General features: G+C 44.2%; 18 protein-coding genes and 2 other RNA genes. 10 read left to right on the forward strand and 10 right to left on the reverse strand.

Annotation, left to right across the window (positions count from 1 at the left end; genetic code table 11):
* Positions 1–368: 368 nt before the first annotated feature.
* Together HPY31_RS20865 and HPY31_RS20870 are read left to right on the forward strand one after the other, a co-directional pair.
* On the forward strand, positions 369–674 hold the full coding sequence (locus HPY31_RS20865; RefSeq protein WP_172142303.1) for a DUF6220 domain-containing protein: 306 nt from the start codon (positions 369–371) through the stop codon (positions 672–674).
* Positions 671–1,294, forward strand: coding sequence for a DUF2306 domain-containing protein (locus HPY31_RS20870; RefSeq protein WP_172142304.1), 624 nt, complete (start codon positions 671–673; stop codon positions 1,292–1,294). The genes HPY31_RS20865 and HPY31_RS20870 overlap by 4 nt, the downstream gene beginning before the upstream one ends.
* A 147-nt stretch (positions 1,295–1,441) precedes the next feature.
* Here HPY31_RS20870 and HPY31_RS20875 read toward each other — a convergent pair whose 3' ends face one another.
* Together HPY31_RS20875 and HPY31_RS20880 are read right to left on the reverse strand one after the other, a co-directional pair.
* Positions 1,442–2,086 (reverse strand): hypothetical protein, encoded by a 645-nt coding sequence (locus tag HPY31_RS20875; RefSeq protein ID WP_172142305.1) that lies wholly within the window; start codon positions 2,084–2,086, stop codon positions 1,442–1,444.
* A gap of 668 nt (positions 2,087–2,754) precedes the next feature.
* Positions 2,755–3,483, reverse strand: a complete 729-nt coding sequence (locus HPY31_RS20880; protein WP_172142306.1) for a hypothetical protein — start codon at positions 3,481–3,483, stop codon at positions 2,755–2,757.
* Between the two features lie 76 nt (positions 3,484–3,559).
* Between HPY31_RS20880 and HPY31_RS20885 the strand changes: the two genes are divergently transcribed.
* A complete protein-coding gene (locus HPY31_RS20885) occupies positions 3,560–4,273 on the forward strand; it encodes a hypothetical protein (protein ID WP_172142307.1) in 714 nt (237 codons plus the stop codon).
* A 254-nt stretch (positions 4,274–4,527) separates the two neighbouring features.
* Here the strand turns inward: HPY31_RS20885 and ssrA (HPY31_RS29315) are convergent.
* From ssrA (HPY31_RS29315) to secG, 7 genes are all read right to left on the reverse strand, one after another.
* Positions 4,528–4,878, reverse strand: a transfer-messenger RNA (tmRNA) gene (gene ssrA, locus HPY31_RS29315).
* Between the two features lie 214 nt (positions 4,879–5,092).
* Entirely contained in the window at positions 5,093–7,747 is a 2,655-nt protein-coding gene (locus tag HPY31_RS20890) for a KGGVGR-motif variant AAA ATPase (protein WP_172142308.1), read from the reverse strand.
* A gap of 2 nt (positions 7,748–7,749) precedes the next feature.
* Complete coding sequence (locus HPY31_RS20895; RefSeq protein ID WP_172142309.1) at positions 7,750–8,175, reverse strand: hypothetical protein; 426 nt, start codon at positions 8,173–8,175, stop codon at positions 7,750–7,752.
* A 131-nt stretch (positions 8,176–8,306) separates the two neighbouring features.
* Positions 8,307–8,662, reverse strand: a transfer-messenger RNA (tmRNA) gene (ssrA, locus tag HPY31_RS20900).
* Positions 8,663–8,820: 158 nt separating this feature from the next.
* Positions 8,821–9,294 carry an SsrA-binding protein SmpB gene (gene smpB / locus HPY31_RS20905; RefSeq protein ID WP_016740379.1) on the reverse strand — a complete coding sequence of 158 codons (474 nt, stop codon included), beginning with the start codon at positions 9,292–9,294 and terminating at the stop codon, positions 8,821–8,823.
* Positions 9,295–9,442: 148 nt separating this feature from the next.
* Complete coding sequence (rnr, locus tag HPY31_RS20910) at positions 9,443–11,965, reverse strand: ribonuclease R (RefSeq protein WP_172142310.1); 2,523 nt, start codon at positions 11,963–11,965, stop codon at positions 9,443–9,445.
* A 142-nt stretch (positions 11,966–12,107) separates the two neighbouring features.
* Positions 12,108–12,350, reverse strand: a complete 243-nt coding sequence (gene secG, locus HPY31_RS20915; protein WP_007728789.1) for a preprotein translocase subunit SecG — start codon at positions 12,348–12,350, stop codon at positions 12,108–12,110.
* Between the two features lie 281 nt (positions 12,351–12,631).
* Between secG and HPY31_RS20920 the strand changes: the two genes are divergently transcribed.
* From HPY31_RS20920 to HPY31_RS20940, 5 genes are all read left to right on the forward strand, one after another.
* A complete protein-coding gene (locus tag HPY31_RS20920; protein ID WP_026134028.1) occupies positions 12,632–13,027 on the forward strand; it encodes a YqzM family protein in 396 nt (131 codons plus the stop codon).
* Between the two features lie 82 nt (positions 13,028–13,109).
* Positions 13,110–13,862: an ABC transporter ATP-binding protein gene (locus tag HPY31_RS20925; protein ID WP_172142311.1), complete on the forward strand. Its 753-nt coding sequence runs from the start codon at positions 13,110–13,112 to the stop codon at positions 13,860–13,862.
* Entirely contained in the window at positions 13,859–14,623 is a 765-nt protein-coding gene (locus tag HPY31_RS20930) for an ABC transporter permease (RefSeq protein ID WP_172142312.1), read from the forward strand. Before HPY31_RS20925 ends, HPY31_RS20930 begins: the two co-directional genes overlap by 4 nt.
* A 107-nt stretch (positions 14,624–14,730) precedes the next feature.
* Positions 14,731–15,255: an RNA polymerase sigma factor gene (locus tag HPY31_RS20935; RefSeq protein WP_172142313.1), complete on the forward strand. Its 525-nt coding sequence runs from the start codon at positions 14,731–14,733 to the stop codon at positions 15,253–15,255.
* Positions 15,245–16,483 carry a YjgB family protein gene (locus HPY31_RS20940; protein WP_172142314.1) on the forward strand — a complete coding sequence of 413 codons (1,239 nt, stop codon included), beginning with the start codon at positions 15,245–15,247 and terminating at the stop codon, positions 16,481–16,483. The genes HPY31_RS20935 and HPY31_RS20940 overlap by 11 nt, the downstream gene beginning before the upstream one ends.
* A 41-nt stretch (positions 16,484–16,524) precedes the next feature.
* Here the strand turns inward: HPY31_RS20940 and HPY31_RS20945 are convergent, their stop codons facing one another.
* Positions 16,525–17,520, reverse strand: a complete 996-nt coding sequence (locus tag HPY31_RS20945; RefSeq protein ID WP_172142315.1) for an ABC transporter substrate-binding protein — start codon at positions 17,518–17,520, stop codon at positions 16,525–16,527.
* Between the two features lie 183 nt (positions 17,521–17,703).
* Between HPY31_RS20945 and HPY31_RS20950 the strand changes: the two genes are divergently transcribed.
* Both HPY31_RS20950 and HPY31_RS20955 read left to right on the forward strand, forming a co-directional pair.
* Entirely contained in the window at positions 17,704–18,711 is a 1,008-nt protein-coding gene (locus tag HPY31_RS20950) for a FecCD family ABC transporter permease (RefSeq protein ID WP_172142316.1), read from the forward strand.
* Positions 18,711–19,748, forward strand: coding sequence for a FecCD family ABC transporter permease (locus HPY31_RS20955; RefSeq protein ID WP_172142317.1), 1,038 nt, complete (start codon positions 18,711–18,713; stop codon positions 19,746–19,748). Before HPY31_RS20950 ends, HPY31_RS20955 begins: the two co-directional genes overlap by 1 nt.
* Positions 19,749–19,915 lie beyond the last annotated feature (167 nt).

Here is a 19,915-nt window from a genome sequence, read left to right on the forward strand (position 1 = left end):
TGTAATAGTTTGGATATCATGTAAAAGCATTCTATCAAAGTGGGCTTTCTTAAACAAGAAGCTTAAACTGCCTTAACTTAACGGCTGTTGGATGGAGAGTCTATGTCTACTGAAGAACTCCTCAAATCAAGGGTAACGTAAAACTGCCCGTTAGTTGAATAACAGGCGCCAGTCTAACACTTTATTTCTCAGTCTAGTACTTTATTTTTCGGTCTAATACTTGATTTTACAGTCTACAACTTTATTCTTACGGAACACCACGATGACATTCAGATTTTATCCTTTTTTTAGAAATCGTTTATGGTTTGTTTTGAACTTGCGTTTAGGATGGGGGTAAGACAATTTATCCAGATGGGAGCGGTTTTTACATGCTTGAGATGAATGAGAAGATTCCCCTTCCCCCTCATTGGGGAATGCATAGAACCTTGGCTCAATATTTTGCACTGCTACCTGTCGGCATGTTGGTTCTTTCTTTCCTTGGAAAGTTGCCCGTACATCTTCGTTGGATTTGTCTCGGATTATACCTCATGATCGTTGCACAGTTCCTTACCGTTATTTATTCCTCCAACTTAGGAATCCACTCTGCTCTTCACCCGGTCATTGCCTTGTTTCTCTTCTGGGGATCTCTTACCACCGTAAAACATGCTTATCATTTAAGGGGGAACGAAGCATGAAGCTCCCTAAAATTTGGTGGGCGTTATTTCTTGTATCGCTAGTGGTTATCGTTCCATTCATGGCTCCCTATTTAACATTCGATCCTGCAAACAGTCGCATAACGATTATTCCCGGCACTGTTCAATATCCTATATTAGTTGCTCATATCGTGTCTGCTTTCATTGCCCTTCTCACTGGTTTTTTCCAGTTTGTCGACCGAATTCGCTTGAAGAAACCAAGAATACATCGTTTTCTTGGAAGGATTTATGTGTACAGTGTGTTTATTAGTGGACTCCTCTCTTTAGCGAGTATCTTTTATGCAGAAAATTTCATGAAGGCAACAAGCTTCCTGCTCTTATCCTTGGCTTGGCTGTTCACTTGCTGGAAAGGGTACCGTACCGCCATCAACAAGCAATATGAGGAACACCGAAAATGGATGATCCGCAGTTTTGGAATGACATTAGTTGCCGTAAGCGCGCGTCTGTTGGTGCCTGTATTACTCCTTCTGTATTTTGTACTACACGGTTTTTCTCTTCCGCATGGTATGGAAACCGTTATTGGTGAGGTATTGAATGTAAACATTTGGGCTGGTCTCGTTCTTAATTTTGTTATTGTAGAGTGGGTTATATTGAAGAAATAGGCTTGCTTCGTCACGTCACATGAGCGTTGAAGTGGTAGCGCAAAGAAGGACTATCTCGATCGTTGAATCGGGACAGTCCTTTTTGTAGATCGTTATTCGTCAGACACGGCTTTCCCTCCAGGAATCAGAAACAATTAGGAAAGTGACCTAGAAGTAAGAGTTCCGATGCAGACTGCGTTTGCTTTTTTCCAGTGTCTTGATCAGCAAATACTTTTGTACGCCCTTGGATTCGGCAATAGCCCGTTGACCGTAATGTTCTGCTTCTGCCATGTTTCCTTGATGATAGGCCACTTCAGCATCGAGTAACAACTGGTAGATACGGCTTTTGATCGCGGATCGTTGTTGGTTGTAGGTATCTTCGTTGTTTTTAAGTAGTGCTAAATGTGCGGAGTAATAGTGTCGATGCTCGATTGAATCAAACTTGCTGAGTGCTTTTTCTACTAAATCATAGTTGCCGCGATGGAGTTCTACCACTACGGTGATGTAGGCGCGAAGCTTATCGGATGTGATTTTTGCTAGTTCCTTCTCGGCTTCCTCTTCGTTGTCGTGCAGATAGGCGTACAAGAAACGATAGTAAGGTTGTTTTGAATGTTTGACGTAGCGTTCAACTGTATTCATGTTGGTGCTGAATTTAAAAATGTACAGGTCTTTGCCAATGAGAAGGACGAACGCGATCAAGAAAAAGGTGATCCATACGATTAGGGTAGGTTCTATGTCTAGGAAGAAGATCGTTAAGCCACCTGCGGCTCCGAGGAGGAGCATGGTTAGTAGGTTACGTAGAGTGGAGGACATGAGGGTGCTCCTTTGCTTTTTGGAAGTATTCTTTTAGTTTAGCATAAGAGAAAGAGCCTGCATCCCCAAATTAGGGTAAGGGTCATGTGTGGGCTTTATCGATCATCTACTTTGCGAGTCTGTTGTATCTTCTAGTCTCAATGCGCAGTTTTTCGTTTCAACTGTCGTAATATAACATACGATTGCAATATCGCACTTTCCAAACCGCAAGGAATAGCAAATCTTCCCCCTTAAACGAAAAAAAGCCAGCCTGCCTGTTACTTCCTTCCACTAAATAACAGTTACAGCATAATCCTCCACAGCTAAACCCTTTAATGTATTAGAACATTCAAATTCGCCTTATCAAGGATTGGCATAGCAACAAACTTTCCATCCTGCTTTATTTGTAAGTAAGCTCCCGTTGTTTCGGTAATTGCCTCTTTCTCAAACACAACCAAACAAGAAGTGTACGTATGTTGTTTGGGCGAACAGAAGAGGATCATGCAATAGTAAACTTTATTTTGCTTACTTTCATTGTTGTATCTCGCAATACAATTGGTATAATTTGGTTTAAAATATAAAAATAAAGTTGGTAAAGACACTTGCAAGTGGTCCTCGCACATGAGCAGAGATAAAATGTAACGTAAATTAATTATGACAAAAAATCCAGGGATTAACCCTGGATTTTTCTAGAACTCATCGTCATACGATAGGCCATAATCATCTACGTCATATTGTTTGCCATGCACTTTTCCACTTCCGTTTTTAATAGCACGACGACGGTCAGTTTCATCACCTGATCTTACATAATCAAGAAGTACACTTAGACGGTCTTCATCAGGCAACCTTGCTCCGCTCTCGTTCTTTTGATATTCAAGGGCCAAATCATCAATCTCTCGCTCGATTTTAGAATGGGAGCCTTCAAAGTTCCAAGATTGCACTACGTGATCGAAAAGAAATGCAAGCCCTTGAGTGCTTATGATTCCAAATTTGTTTGCCAGTGATTCTGCCCGATCAAAGTAATCTTGTGCATGCTCGACCTGAATATCTTGCATCTTAGATTTTGTTCCCATTTCTTGAAATGGTTCACGCCATTCGGCTTTAACCTTACCAGATTTTCGGGACTCAGTAATGCTATCGCCCCAGCTTACCTGTTGATTCTTGCTGTAGTCAAAGACAACTTTCTTCAATGTAGCTGCCTTACTGGTACCAAAAATACTTTTAAATTCTGATTCGTTATCCCGGATATAGTCTTTCAAGACCGGCTGCAAAGTCCCTTTACCAAAGTTGTACTGAATAATACCAAAAGATAAGCCCATGCCATCAAAGTTCCCTGCAAGGTTAGAGAACCCGTCGCTCCCTTCAAAGAAGCCTGTACTTTTTAACAATTTTTTCTTGAGCGATTTTGAAATTGCCATGTTTAATTCCTCCTTTTGATTTGTCATATATAAAAGAGAAAAAAACATAAATAATACAACCTATAAGGAGAAAAATATGAAAAAAATATTTTGTTTCATTTTTGCTTTATCCATGACTGTGCTTACAGTCGGTTGTGGTGATTCTTCACTCATTCTTTCTTCTAACTCCAATGGTACCCAGGTCCAAAACGTGCAGAAAGAAGCAGAACGATTAACTTTTTCATTAGATTCAAAAGAATACTCAATCCCGATTCAAAAGGTTGACTCCATTAATAAATACCTTGAACAATTCGATCAAAGTGATCGAGAAACCGAGATAAAACGAATAAAGGCTACAGCCTTCACCTCAAATTCCGGGATTATATACAGTGATTTTCAATACAGTTGTGGTACAAAGCTTTGCAACCATACATTCGTTCAGATTAAAAATGATGAGATGAAATCCGTCCCTTTGCACTCTGGAAGCATCTTCTCTGATCATGCTTTTTCTCCAAATGAAAAGAATCTCGCAATCTTACTTGGGAAAAATGAAGGTACAGATGTTATCCGAAATAGTGTAATGGTCATAAACACAGAATCCTTAACGCTAGCCGAGCTTAATGACACTAGCGATATTGTCAATAAGTTGACATCTACAGATTTTAGTATCCCAATACTTTCGTTAAATTGGGAGAATGATACAGCATTAAAGATAACCATACCAGATCTGACCGACTATTCGTTTGAAACACTTAAGCAATGGCAGCAAAAAGAGAGTAAAACGAAAGAAGTTATATTAAGTATTAAGTGACTTTAAAGAGGTTTCAAAGTTAGGAAGCTTTTTCTCTATTCTTCTATTTCTTACTTTTAGACTGTTTACGAGGAATTTAAAGAGGTTGAATATAGCACTTAATGGATTCGACCCTGCAAACAAAATGCAGTTCGTACAGTCTATGTTATTTGGAATATTCATTGAGAATTTAGAAAAAATGTATTGGAAAATAAGAAGTTTTTATTTATAAATAAAAAAAGCCACCTATTCAGGTGGCTTCACTTTATGTATTTTGGTGGAGGCGGGGGGATTCGAACCCCCGTCCGAAAACAGCGATACATGAGCATCTCCGAGCGCAGTCACTCATTTAAATTTCGGTACCGGATTCGCGGAGTGACGCGATGACCCGTTACCTAGCCTGATTGATCTTCTTCCTTCGGCTCCAGGCGGAAGCCTCCGGCGTATCCCACTAAAGTTGAGCGCTAGTCATGCCCATGTAGGAAGAATAGTGATACTCAGTTGTCAATTTTTATGTGATCGTACAACCACAAAGAAGAATTAGATTAGTATTCACTTCCAGCATTTTTACAGAATCTGATCTAATCTATGTAGCATAATCATTTCCATGCAGCGAAATGGACCCCTTGAATCAATGACTGTGGCTTTCGTCTTTTCTTAAATACGGTACTTTCGCAATTATAACTCTTTATACTTCCCCCCACATAAGGGGGATATTAATGATTAAAACGGAGGCCGAGTACATTCGGTCATGTCCTTTTACATCCATTCCTTTAAAAGATAAGACTATAATAAAGAAAATGTTACAGCCTGCGGGATTAAGAAGGCTGTAACATTAGTTTATTTTCTACGTTGTGCTCGCTTTAATAGCGCAAAAACTTTTGGCCTTGCACCACTCTGTAGATTAAATCCGAGGCCTCTTCTAATAATTTCTGGCATGTAATAACCTGTCTCAATTTTCACAAGGTATCCCTGTTGTTCTAAAAATCTTGCTTCCTCGTTAGATAAGCCGAATTCTTCTAACTGGAAAGGTACTTGTTTCTGGTCAGGAACTTTAGTCTGTAATTTTGAAAATATTTTTTGGACTAGTGGCATTTCTTGCTCTATCTCTTTTATTTTTTGTTCAGAGCATGGCTTAATAGCATTACGTATTCCTGATGGGGATAAATAACGGTCGTTTAAAGGAGTCGTGTTAGTACTTTCAATAGCTGCATATCTTAAAAACCTTATTATATCACGGGCTTGTAATTGTTCATTCAAGTCAGATAAAACAGCAATAATCCAGTTAGCTGAATAAGCTTCTTTTGAATCCTTCCTTCCTAATTTAACTCCCCACAAAGGGTATAGTTTTTCTTCAAGGGCTTCTCCAGTTAAGTTCTCTATTGGTATCTGAGATGTACAAAATGAACTGTCTACTTCACAACTTAGCCACAAAGCTAATCTCAATGCTTCTACATTAGTCCATTTTAATTCAAACGAAGAATATTGAGAATAAAACTGTGTCCAATTCTGTTCCACAGAGTTAATTGCAACATCCCTGCGTAAAAGCAATATTAACCCAATTCGCCCATCTGGTATAGATCTTAGTTCATTAATAATTCCCTGACACAAAGCTCTAACAGCAGTCCGTTCTTTTGAAGAGTTGGTTACGTTCAAAAATAATTCTTCAAGACCATCCGCTACAAATAAGACTCTTTTATTTGCTTGTTCTAAGTATTCTTGTAACTCTTCAAACCTTTCAAAGGGTAGACCCGTAAACTTAATAATTTTCTTTCTCCAAAACATTTTCCATTCTGCTTCTGTACCAGTCTTTGGCTCAAATAATTCTATCTCGTCAATTAAATTAAGCATACTTCTTATATTCAATTTAAAGCCCAATTCAGTATTCAATTCTTCCATATGTTTAGCCATATCATTTACTGACTCTTCAGCAAGATTCTTGGGTTTCATAAAAGGTACTACATGAGTTATAGTTTTAAAATTATCATTATTACCCTCTACTTTATTCACAAAATTTTCCCAAGTTGCGGAACGTAGTAATTGTAAATATGCAAAAGTCTTACCAGATCCTTTTGCTCCTAAAACAACGGATATTGGTGAAGTATAGCGATACTTACGAGTAATGTTCTTTAAAGGTATTGTAGTTAAAAAATTTGATATTAACTTAGTTTCAGCATGCTCCATCTCAGTAGCTGTAGTGACTAACTTTCTTAAAAACTGTGTTTTTTTCTTATCAGAAATAATTTTCTCTTTCTCAAAATTAGCTTTAATGTCCACCCAATCTGAAACAAGGACTTCTATACTTTTAGACATTTCTGAATTGGAAAGCTTTCCATCAATAGAATCAAAACCCTCTAGATGAACTAGATTAGACGAAAATGAAAGAAACTCTACAAAGCGATCAAGAGGTCTGTCGATATCTTGCTCTTTATCCTTGCTTTTAAAGACTTCAAGAAATTCATCAGCCATATTCATACGATCATCATTATCTACTTCTTCCGGTACCATAGATATTAGTACAGAAGGATTGGGATACTTTTCATGTAGCGGTTTAGCATAAATTTGTTTTAAGATTGTTTGTAACCCGCGTCTTGATTGAAGAGAAGTAGAAGAAACATAAATTTTTCTTACTCTTGGATCAAATAAAAGAGGAGCAGAAAACTCACTAATGCCTGCTCTTAAATCTATTAGAACTGCATCGACCTCTAATTCCTTACCAAGTTCTGAAAAGAAATCTGAAATTACCCACTCCCTGTCGTTCATTTTTATTATATTTTCAGGCGTAGTTGGCATATGCATTACTTGTTGAACTTCTCGATAAGCTGGCAAGAAAAAATGTTCAACTATCTGTTTTTCAATAGGTAAGCGAAGTGTAGTTTCTTTTATCTTTTTTGCTACAAATGGTAGTACCTCTTCCCAATTTTTATTATCGTGAACCAGTGCTAAAGCATCTAACAAGCTCATGTCACTAAATAATCCTTGTGTTTCTGCTAACCAAGTCAGTCCAGGAGCTTCAATATCACTATCAACAATTAATAGACGATATTGACGATTCTTTTCGGAGTTTCTTTTAGTACTAAGAGCTTTTACAGTGGAAAGTAAAGATAAAGTACGCCCTACACCACCTTTATAAGAATGAAACGCTATCACAGGAACACCTTTTAGATCTTTGGGTTCAGATAATCTCCTAGCTATATCTCTGAATAATGGTAACGACTGGTTTTCAGCGAAAACAATACCTTCAGAATAGTCATGCGTCACTTTTAAAACCTTATCGCCAAAATCTAATCGAATATACCTGCCTTCTTTTGAATAGTGATGACCGAACATTTCCTTCAAGGTGTTATCTGATACGGTATAATCTTCTTCAGAAAATTGATTACAAGTATTAATTACTATCTCATCATTATATACATCTACACTCTTCCATTTATCATTCCAATTCTGTAACTTAAATTTCCTTTCAACATCGTACCAGGTATAGAAAAGATCCATTATTAAATCCTCCTATTTATCCAATCAACAATATCCAACAACTCTTGAATTATTTTTTTCTCTTTTTCATAATCTACCTCAATACCATAACGCCAAACTTGGTTATATTCAGAAGGTGATGCCGCATCCCCATTTAAGCATGTAAGATTAGGGAGAAAAAAGTGACCATAACCCAAATAATTGAGGATATATTTAATATTATGCCCATTTTTCCCATTTAACTTATCTTTCAGGTCACTATGTAGCATAAAAGCCTCTGTGGTATTTCCCCTAATTTTTTTTAGTAGTAAAACCTTCAATCCACACTCAATGGCATAAAAAAGTAGTAATTTATGTGATACTTTTATATGTGGTTCGCTAACACTTCTGGAAATGGAATAATGGGTAGTGAACACCTTTTTTAGCTCATGAATCTTAGCATGTATCATTTAATTTCCCCTAAGATATCAGAATGAATAGATTAATTCATTACTTTCAACTGATTTCCAAGAAATCCTGCAAAAAAAGAAAAAACGCCTATTTCTTTATAGAGAAACAGACGATTTATGTATTGAATTTTTGGTGGAGGCGGGGGGATTCGAACCCCCGTCCGAAAACAGCGATACATGAGCATCTCCGAGCGCAGTCACTCATTTAAATTTCGGTACCGGATTCGCGGAGTGACGCGCTGACCCGTTACCTAGCCTGATTGATCTTCTTCCTTCGGCTCCAGGCGGAAGCCTCCGGCGTATCCCACTAAAGTTGAGCGCTAGTCATGCCACATGGGCGATGGAATGGTAGCGCCTCACTGGTTATTAAGCAGCGAGAGAAAGTTGTTTGTTGCCAGTTAATGGCGTTCCGCGTTGTTGACGAGGTCCGCAGCCCCCCGGCTCGCTTCTCATGCTCTACCATCCCCGTCGAATCCAGAACGCCCCCAGGTAGGTAAGAAAAAGTCTAAGTGAAGAGCCATTAAATCCACACCTAGACTGTATTGTAACTAATAGTGTATTGGCTTTTTGTTGCTTATTAAATATAGCACAGGCGACAACCAAAACTCAACGTTGATTGCTGCCAAGCCTGCCAGTGCAATCCAATCAGCCCTTTTGGCGTTCGCGCAGAGCGCGCTCAATATCTCGCGCAGACTCTTTTTTCTTGAGGTCTTCGCGCTTGTCGTAGTTCTTTTTCCCTTTGACAAGTGCGAGCTCGACCTTGGCCCAGCCGCCCTTCAAATAAATGCTGAGCGGGACCAGCGAGTACCCTCTTTCGCGAATCAGACCATTGAGCTTGAGGATTTCCAATCGGCGCATCAGCAGCTTGCGTGTCCGCTCTGGCTCATGGTTAAAGCGATTTCCCTGCTCGTACGGACTGATGTGCACATTGTACAGAAGCAACTCGCCATTCTGTACACGGGCGAAGCTGTCCTTGAGCTGGACACGTGCCGCACGCACGGACTTGATCTCCGTACCGGTCAGCTCAATGCCTGCCTCGTATACTTGCTCGATGTGGTAATCGTGGCGCGCTTTTCGGTTTTGGGCAATTGTTTTGGTTCCGGCCTTATCTTTTGACATGGAGATCACCTCACTTGTACGTACTGCGTTTCGTACCAGTTAGTCTAGCAAATTTTGCCCATTATGGCAAGTCATTTACCCGGTAAATAGCCAACCCCGAAAAGGGAAACGGATCGTTCCGCGTGCTTTTCGGGGTTTAAGCAACTGTTTAACGGCGTTTCCGTTTCGCCTGACTGGCTACATTTTTGCGGGTCTTTTTCTTGGACTTGACGAGATCCTCCCAGAATCCCTTCTGGCGTTTCGTTGGGGTATCTCCTTCTCCTGCACCAATTGGCAGCACTTCTTCACCGCTCGATGCTTTACCCGATCCAGCGCGACGAGGAGGTTTGTTCCCTTCCGCTTTGCGGCGATCCTTGTATTTCTGACGGATTTCCGCCGGATGCTTTTTGTCCTTTTGTCGATCTGGTCTACCTGGGCGTTCTGGACGATCTGGACGGCCTGTACGTGAACGATCTTGTTGCTTGCCACGTGTCGGCTTACGATCCCCACCGCGACCATCTATTACGCGAGGCGTACGCTCACGGCTGCCACGGAAGCCAGCCTTCGGCATCCCGACGATTTCGAAGTCGATGGTGCGTTCATCCACGTTGACATTCGCTACACGTACCTCAACGACATCCCCGATACGATACTGCTTTCCTGTACGCTCACCGACCAACGCAAACATTTTCTCATGGTAATGATAGTAGTCGTCGGTCAAAAAGCTGACGTGCACCAAACCTTCAATGGTGTTAGGCAGCTCGACGAAAATCCCAAACGAAGTGACGCTGGAGATGACGCCTTCGAATTCTTCTCCCACTCGCTCCAGCATGAACTCCGCTTTTTTCAGATCGTCTGTTTCACGCTCGGCATCGACAGCCAACCGCTCACGCTGTGACGTATGCTCCGCGATTACTGGCATTTGCTCTGCCCAGTACCCCAGACGTTTTTCTGAGATTTGATTCCCCAGCTCGATCCATTCGCGAATGCGGCGGTGGACGATTAGGTCGGGATAACGGCGAATCGGTGAAGTAAAATGGGTATAAAACTCCGTAGACAAGCCGTAATGCCCCAGACTTTCCGCGTCGTAGCGCGCTTGCTTCATCGAACGCAGCATGACGGTGCTGATAATAATTTCTTCTGGCGTTCCTTTTACCTCTTCCAGCAACTGCTGCAACGCACGCGGATGAACAGAATTGCCCTTCCCGCGGATCGAGTAGCCAAAATTCGTGATGAACTCCATGAAGGCCATGAGCTTTTCAGCGTTCGGGTCTTCGTGAATCCGGTACATGAAAGGCTGTTTCATCCAGTGGAAATGCTCCGCCACTGTTTCGTTGGCAGCGAGCATGAACTCCTCAATGATCTGCTCCGCAATCGATCTCGTACGGAAGCCGATTTCTGTAGGGGTTCCCTCTTCATCGACGTAAATTTTCGCTTCGCGGAAGTCGAAGTCAATGGCGCCACGCTGCATTCGTTTTTTACGCAGCTTCAAGGCCAGCTCTTTCATATCCTCGAACATCGGGACGAGTCTGCTGTACTTCTCGGTCAAGGCTTCGTCCTTGTCTTCCAAAATACTACGTACATCTGCATACGTCATGCGCTCATCTGTACGAATCACGCTCAAAAAGATGTCGTACTTGACGGTATTTCCGCCCGCATCCATCTCCATATCGCAGGATATTGTCAATCGATCTACCTGCGGATTGAGACTGCATATGCCGTTGGACAAGCGATGTGGCAGCATCGGGATTACGCGGTCAACTAAGTAGACACTGGTACCGCGACGATACGCCTCATTGTCCAATTGGGACTTTTCACGAACATAGTAGCTGACGTCAGCGATATGCACGCCGAGTCTTAGGTTTCCGTTTGGCAGCCTCTCCAGGGAAACGGCATCGTCCAAGTCTTTGGCATCCGCACCGTCGATCGTAACCATCATCCGCTCACGCAAGTCACGACGACCGCTGATTTCCTCCTCGGAAATCTCATCTGGCGCTGCCTCAGCTTCTGCTAACACGTCCTCTGGAAATGCTTCTGGCAGGTTGAACTTGCGGATGATCGACAGGATATCGACGCCCGGATCGTTCTTATGGCCAAGAATCTCGACGACCTCACCCTCAGGATTCACGCGCCCCTCTGGGTAACGAACGATGTTCACGACTACCTTGTGACCATCTACTGCTCCGTTGAAGGAGTCTTTCGGGATGAAAATATCTTTGCCGATTCGCTTTTCGTCGGGGATCACAAACGCGTAATGCCTCTCGTCCTTAAATGTCCCTACGACCTGCTTGATCCCACGCTCGACAATGCGGATGATCTGCCCTTCCAGACGATTGCCGCCCGCTTCTTTTTCCACGCGGACAAAAACCGTATCGCCATGGAGCGCCCCATTCATATCATTCGCATGTACATATACGTCATCCGAGTCAGGTGTCTCCGGGATCACAAATCCGAAGCCCTTCGGATGACTTTGCAGACGTCCACGTACCAGATTCATTTTTTCAGGCACACCATACCGATTCGCCCTGGTGCGGATCACCTCTCCGCTCGCTTCCAGTGCATTCAGTGTTTTCACAAGCTCCTTGAACTTGGCAGAATCCTTGATCCCAAACGCTTCTTCCAGTTCCCTCACCGTCATCGGGTGGTATGCTTGCTCTCGCATAAACGCGAGTATTTTTTCTTGATCTTCCATTCACAAACCTCCTTTTTCGCGTGGCATTCCCGCGTTTCTCTATGACCATCCTATTATGTAGTATTCACCGTTCCCGCATATCGCAATCGGAATAGAGAAAAAGACAGCAAGTTGCACTCGCTGTCTTCCGGCCATTCGTCTATTACGCTCCTGATTTCAAGAAATACCCGAGCAAAATCGCAAAGATCATGAAGCCAACCGCAAATACAACGGTCAGTTTCCCTAAAAGTGCGTCAATCCCGCGGGCTTTTTGTTTGCCCATCAGTTGCTCTGCGCCGCCACCAATCGCTCCGGAAAGGCCGGCACTTTTTCCCGATTGCAGCAACACGACGATAATTAAGCCAATACTTGCGATCACAAGTAAAATTTTCGCAGCCAATGCCATTTTCATTCACCTCAAAACGTATTTCCAAGGCGGAAAAAACCAATACAACAACTTTATCACACTTGTCTGGTAACAGCAACCCGCTAACCCTTCCATTATAAGAGAAATTCTCTCAAATAATATTGACCGTTATAAGGTAGACTAAGAGCAACGTGTTTTTACGAAAAAATGGCAAATTGTGTACTTTCTTTGTCTTGTTGGGTAGTCGCCTTGATATTGTCAAACTTTTGCCGTAAAATTACAATGAAACTTTATAATTCGCTTTGGGAGGTCTTTGTCAGATGGCTGGGTCCAACAAAAAAGACATGAATCAAAACGATGTAATTGATTCCGCGAAGGCCTTTTTTACTTCGTTTGGTATCTTGTTTCTTGTTTTTCTCATTGCACTCGTAGGATCAATCATTTTCCCACCAAAACATGGCGAAGAAGCAAATGGTGGCGGCGCACCAACTGCACAAATTGACGCTGCTGCTGTATTTAAACAAAATTGCTCTTCCTGTCATGGTCAAAATCTCGAAGGCATTGCAGGTCCAAACCTGACAAAAATTGGAGCAACGCTCAGCGCTGACGACATTGCTAAAATCATCAAAGAAGGTAAAGGCGGCATGCCCCCTGGAATGCTAAAGAAACAACCAGAAATTCAAGCGGTTTCACAGTGGCTGTCGGAGAAGAAATAAGTACATAGATAGCCTGTAAGAAAGAAACACCGAAGACTTGTCCTCTTCGGTGTTTTCCGCGTTAATGGGGAGGCTTTTACATATGACCATCCAGATTGAAGCTTTGGGGAAACAAATCCACTCCCCTACGCGTACATGGTTGTTCCGTGACGTAAACGCTAGCATTATGGAGCCTACGATTATTGGAATTCTGGGAAAATCAGGCCAGGGAAAAAGCACCTTGCTTCGTATTTTAGGCCGTCTCCTGCAACCTGATGCCGGTACGGTTTTCTTGGAGAAGAAAGAAATGTCACTGTGGGACCCGAGAGCTTGGCGAATGAAAATCAGTTATGTGGCACAGCAGGCTGTTATGCTGCCAGGCAGCGTGGAAGACAACCTGCGTACAGTAAGTACCCTGCATCAGCGTCCTTTTGATAGGAAGCTCGCCTCTGACTTGATGGAGCAGTTATATATGGAAGAAATCGATTGGTCAAAACCAGCTACTCAACTGTCCGGCGGCGAAAAGCAACGGCTCGCTCTCGTTCGCAGCCTGATGCTCCAGCCATCTGTCCTGCTACTAGATGAGGTCACCGCTTCCCTCGATACGAAAAGCAAGCAGGCTGCTGAGCGTCTCCTCGTAGATTTGCACCACCAAACGGGCACGACCTTAATTTGGGTCACGCATGATTTAGAAGAAGCACGAGTCGCTTGCAAGCGCATTTGGTTTATGGCCAATCACCAGTTCGCAGAGGACACGGAATGTGAAGCGTTTTTCCACTCGCCCCAATCCGTGGAAGCTCGTGAATTTTTACAGGATGGAAATGTCCATACTGCCCTCTGTGAGGTGCAGCGATGACACATACGTTTACGGGTTCATACATGTGGCTACTCTTTGCCTATGCCTTTGTTTTCATTGCCCTCCTGCTCTCTGTTTGGCAGAAGCTCGGTTTGGAGAAAGACATTTTGATTGGCACCATCCGCTCTACCGTTCAATTGCTTGCGATCGGCTACGTTCTACATTTTGTCTTTGCTACCGACAGTGTCTGGTTTATATTATTGATCATTCTCATGATGATCTTGGTCGCTTCGTGGAACGCTGCAAGCAGAGCGAAGCAATTATCGGGGATCTTTTGGCGGATCTCCCTTTCACTTGCGATAACAGAGATCATCACGATGGGACTGTTAGTTATACTCGGGCTTGTCTCTCCCACGCCGCAGTACCTCATTCCGATGAGCGGCATGATTATAGGTAGCTCTATGATCGTCACGAGCCTTTTTCTCACGCATATGAACAGAGAAGTAGAAGCCTCGCGTGGGGAAATTGAAACACTGCTTTGTCTGGGAGCGACTACACGCCAAGCCGTGCATGTGGTGTTGAAGCGCGCTGTCAAAGCGAGCATGATCCCTACCTTTGACACGATGAAAACAATCGGACTCGTCCAATTGCCAGGGATGATGACCGGCATGATTGTCGCAGGGGCCAGTCCCATCGAGGCCGTGCGCTACCAAATCCTCATTATGCTCAGCTTCAGCTCCTCTGCTGCCATTTCGGCGGTTCTGATCAGCATGCTCAGCTATCAGCTCTGGTTTACGCGGGATTCCATGCTCCACTCTTAAATGCACACACTGTCGGACATTTGCTTCCGGCAGTTTTTTTGTTTTTGTAATGAAATGCACCCTGAGTCGTCAAATTACAAGTAGAACGTACAAAAGGTGGTTCAGCTATGGACAAAAACGGTTTAATGGAGCAATGGTTCCTTCGCTATGGCGATGATATTTACAAATTTCTTATTTACTACACAGGAACCCGCGATGTAGAGGACCTCGTTCAGGATGTCTTTTTAAAAGCGCTTCGGTCTCTCGACGCATTCGAAGGCAGATCGCAACCGAAAACTTGGCTATTGACGATCGCGAGGAATACCGCCATCGATCATAAACGAAAGCAACGTCTACGTAACTGGCTGCCAGATAAATGGCTGGCGAATGTAGAGACGGAAGAAAAAACACCGGAAGAAATTCTGCACGTACACGAGGAGCAGCAGGCACTTTACCATGCAATCCGTGAAGTAAAACCCGCTTTCCGCGAGGTGCTCATTTTGCGCGGAGTCAAAGGACTGTCCTCTAAGGAGACCGCTGAAATACTGGGGTGGTCCGAAAGCAAAGTAAACGTAACACTGCACCGTGCCATGAAAGCCGTCAGAGAAATACTTGAGCGTGAGAAAAAGGAGATGATTGGCGATGCAATCTAATTCAGACCATGACTTACTAGCTAAATTGAAGGGGATGCCGGATATGAAAATGAGCGGAGAACAAAAGCACGAGATCGTTTCTGCTATTCGCCAAACAAATGTGAGCAAATCTGGGGGAACTGCTTCTTTTCATGGTTTCTCTGCGCTTGGCAAGGGATTGGCCCTCTGCTCGGTACTTGCTGTGACTGTCTGGCTGGGAGCCTCGCTCCTTACGAATCAACCGCAGAGTACAATGCCAGACACTGGTGCACCTATTGCTCCTGGCTCTCCTACCGCTTCTCCGGGACCAGCTCAAAACAACAACGTAACAACACAGCCTATTTCGCAGTCTGAGGAGCTCTTGTCACAAATTCGCTCAAATGCTCAAGAAGGCAGAGTTATCTCCCTTCCATTCGTTCTGGAAAAAACGACAGATGATGTAGAAAAGGGCTGGGGAAAGCCTGAGAAAACCTACACAGCAAATGGACTGATCTACTCCGCTTACCCGAAAAAAGAAGTCGTGTTTGGCTACAACAAAGGCATGCAGATCGTAGACATGCACAGGACAGATTCTCGCTTACAGCAAATCAACCTGTCTGCCGTCGAAAAGAGCTGGGGAAAACCGAGCCGTATCAGCGAGTTTGGCGATCGTACGATTTATACCTATGATGTGACGAGCAAATATCAGGTCAAACTGCTCTTCCAAGGAACAAAAAGCACGAGCAAGGAAGTCCTGATTCTTGTTGAATACCAGCTGTATTACCCGCAAGGAAATAAAAATCTCATGCTTTATGGGAACAATGCCGACTTGTTACAAGGCGTGCGTGATCTCGCGGGGAAAGGCCAAATCTTTGGCAGTCAGTATCGTTTAGAAAAGGATGTATTCGATGACGCAGAAAAACAGCTGGGCAAACCGGATGTCGTCTCTTTCGTCAATGGCATCACGTACAATACGTACCGGGATCTCAATCTAGTCTTTGCCTTTAACAAAGGAATGCAGATCGTCGATATTCGTTCCTATGACCCACGCTTGCAAGCAATCACACTTGCCGAGGTGCGTAAAACACTTGGGGAGCCAACAAGCAAAGCCACAACGGGCGGCCAAACCATCTACACCTACAAGGTGACTCCTGATTACGAATTGAAATTCATTTTCTCAGGCATCATGACCGATGATCCAAACACAATCTACATCGATCACGTAAACATTTACTACCCACGTGGAACTTTCAACAACATGGCGGGGTAACCACACAAAAAAGACGGGAGCATTAGTCCCGTCTTTTCTCATTATTTACCGATGATGTAGCCTTCCAGCTCATCCAGTACTTTATTTGCAGCGATTACGCCACCGGAGGTATTCCAGATGGTATCATCCACTTTGAATGCTTTGCCCGCTTTCACGACGTTCAGGTTTTTCCAGAGCGGATCGTTTGTCCACTCTTGCTCCAGCTTGGACGCCTCGCCTTTGCCTGTTTCGTACGTGAAGTAGAACATGATGTCGCCGTCCATCTCTGGAATGCGCTCTTTGGTTACTTCTGCTGCGAAATCGTCTTTGTCTTGGGCAGCTGGACGTGCCAGGCCAAGGTCTTTGAAAATCGCGCCAGTGAAGGTGTTTTTGTAGTAGATGCGAACTTTACCAGGCATGAAGCGTACAACGGATACTTTTGTATTCAGCTTGTCGCCCGCTTTTGCTTTAAACTCTTCTACGCGCTTGTTCCAATCAGCGAGGATTTTTTCACCCTCAGCCTTTTTGTTTACTGCTTCTGCGAACAAGGAGAAGTTTTCTTTCCAGTCACCGCGTGGCTCATCCACAAATACGGTTGGAGCGATTGCAGTCAATTGTTGATAAATTTTTTCATGACGGAATTTCATACCCAGAATCAGGTCAGGCTTCAGTGCCGCGATTGCTTCCAGGTTAGGTTGTCCTTCTGTACCAACGGATTTTGTACCCTCAAGGAAGGACTTGGTGAAATCGTAGAATTGAGTAGGATCAATGGTCGAGCCTACAGCCCCTACTGGCTTCACACCGAGAGCCATCAGAGTTTCAGTACCTTGGTTCGTCAACATGACGATACGTTCTGGTGTACCTTTGATGGTCGTTTCGCCCATCGCGTGTTTAACTGTATAGCTTTGGCCGGAACCCTCCGAATTGCCTTTGGCTTGATCGGCAGGCTTTTGTTCGCTTGCTTGGGGAGTACCACAACCGGTAACAACCAACAAGGTCGCCATTAAGACAGCAAAGAAAGCTTTACCGCCTGCGGTCCGATATGTACGAGAAAACATGATGAAAGGACCCCTTTCCCTTTTCTATAATGAGAATTCATATCAATGACAGAGTCTATCCTACTCCCCTGCCTGTCAAAAGTCAATCACAAATTGATAATGACTATCAACGTCATTGACACTTCCTTTATGTAGCTCTACACTTAACTATGAAACCATCTAAGAAATAAGGATGTAGCCATCATGAATACTTTTTTAGCTAGCAACTTTCGTAAAATTCTGGGACTGGTATTCGCCCTTCTTCTCCTGACCTACCTTAGTTATACCAGCCTCATCTTTGGCGTCATTGACACGAGTTGGCAAACTGCGATTGATGCCTACACGAATTTCAACGGCTCCAATGAACACATCGTTATTAAAGAAGTGCGAGTACCGCGTGTGCTCAATGCGCTAACGGTCGGTTTCAGCCTCGGCTTGGCCGGAACTCTGCTCCAATCCTTGACGAGAAACCCTGTTGCAGACGTTGAACTGTTCGGTCTTAATGCAGGTGCTTCTCTTTTTGTTGTGTTCGCCGTTACATTTGTCGGGATCAGCTCCTTGACCCAGTTTACGTGGATTTCCTTTTTAGGAGCCGCTGTAGCAGGTTTGATCGTCTATTTGCTCGGTTCATTTGGCAGAGATGGACTTTCGCCTGTGAAGCTGGTTTTGGCGGGTGCAGCTATCACCGCTTTGGCTTCCTCGATCCGACACGGCATGATGGTCCTGAATGAAAAGGCCACAGACGAGGTGCTTTTCTGGCTGGCAGGGTCAGTCGGAGGCAGAAAGCTAGAGTATTTAGCCACTGTCTTTCCTTATATGTTCATCGCCTGGATCGCTGCATTCGTCCTTGCACGCCCGATTCAAACGTTGTTGATGGGTGATGACGTAGCAAAAGGTCTCGGACAGCGCACATTATTGGTCAAATTCAGTGTCGGAATCGTCATTGTTCTCTTATCCGGTTGCGCAGTTGCTGTTGCTGGACCTATTGGTTTTGTCGGTTTGGTCACGCCGCATCTGGCCCGCTATCTCGTCGGAATAGACACTCGCTGGGTACTTTTGTACAGCGGTCTGCTTGGTTCCATCCTGCTACTGTTAGCAGACATCGGCGCTCGTTATATTGCAATGCCTGCTGAAGTTCCTATTGGAGTAATGACAGCCCTGATCGGGATTCCGTTCTTCATCTATGTCGCACGCAAGGGGCTGGATAAATAATGAAAGACTACCTGTCTCTTCGCATCGGCAAGCGCTTTTCATCGTTTCAGCTACATAAAAAGACGCTCTGGTTTTCGCTACTCGCCTTGCTGATCGTCATCACCATAGCGGTTGTCAGTCTCGGAATGGGTGAAATGAAAATCGCTCCGCTCGATGTGGTAAAAGTTTTGTTGGGAATCGGTTCAGAAGAAAATGCTTTGATTGTAGAGCAGTTTCGCCTGCCGCGCATCGTCATTGCCATTCTGGTAGGTGCCGCACTCGCAGTCGCTGGTGCCATCATGCAGGGTCTCGTTCGCAATCCATTGGCTTCTCCGGATATTCTGGGGGTATCGGGTGGAGCATCTGTTTTTGCAGTCGGCTTTTTGATGCTATTTGAAACAGTGAGCATCAAGTGGCTCCCTCCCATCGCTTTTTTGGGAGCAACATTGACAACATTCCTGCTGTACGCGCTCTCTTGGAAAAAAGGCGTCACGCCGCTTCGTCTCGTCATGATCGGTGTTGGAATCAAAATCGCAGCGGGTGCCATTGTCACCATGCTGATCATGTTCAGTCCGTTTTTGCTGCAAAATAAGGCATTGCTCTGGCTGACTGGAAGCATCTACGGCGTTGACTGGAATGACGTATTCATGATTTTGCCGTGGGTAGTCGGACTGATTCTCGTAGCGTGCTTGCTTGCAAGGCGCGTGAACATTCAACAGCTCGGCGATGATCTGGCGACGAGTCTCGGCAGTTCCTTACAATTGGATCGCTTCCTCCTCCTCATGATTTGCGCGGCTTTGACGGGAACAGCCGTCTCTGTTGGAGGCGATATCAGCTTTGTGGCTTTGTTGGCCCCCCACATTGCCAAGCAACTGATTGGTCCGTCCTTTGGCGGTGCCATGACACTCTCGGCTTTCTTGGGTGCCATTATCGTATTGCTTGCGGATTTGATTGCCCGCATGGCTTTTTCACCAATCGAAGTGCCTGTAGGAGTATTCACCTCTGCCATCGGCGCTCCGTTTTTCATCTACTTGCTGTATAAAAACCGAAATCGCTAGAAAAGAACTTTGTCCCGCTGTGGTGGTGGGGAGGAAACAGGAGAAAACGCTCAGATTCTTGTCCCACCCGCTGGGGGATTCACTGCCCGACTCCATACAAAAAGCGAAACCGCGTCCAAAGTAGTTCTTTCAGGATGTTTTTCAGAGGTGGACGCTTAAGAGCATGT

This window comes from Brevibacillus sp. HB1.3 (genome assembly GCF_013186635.1).
GTDB classification, from domain to species: Bacteria; Bacillota; Bacilli; order Brevibacillales; family Brevibacillaceae; genus Brevibacillus; species Brevibacillus brevis_D.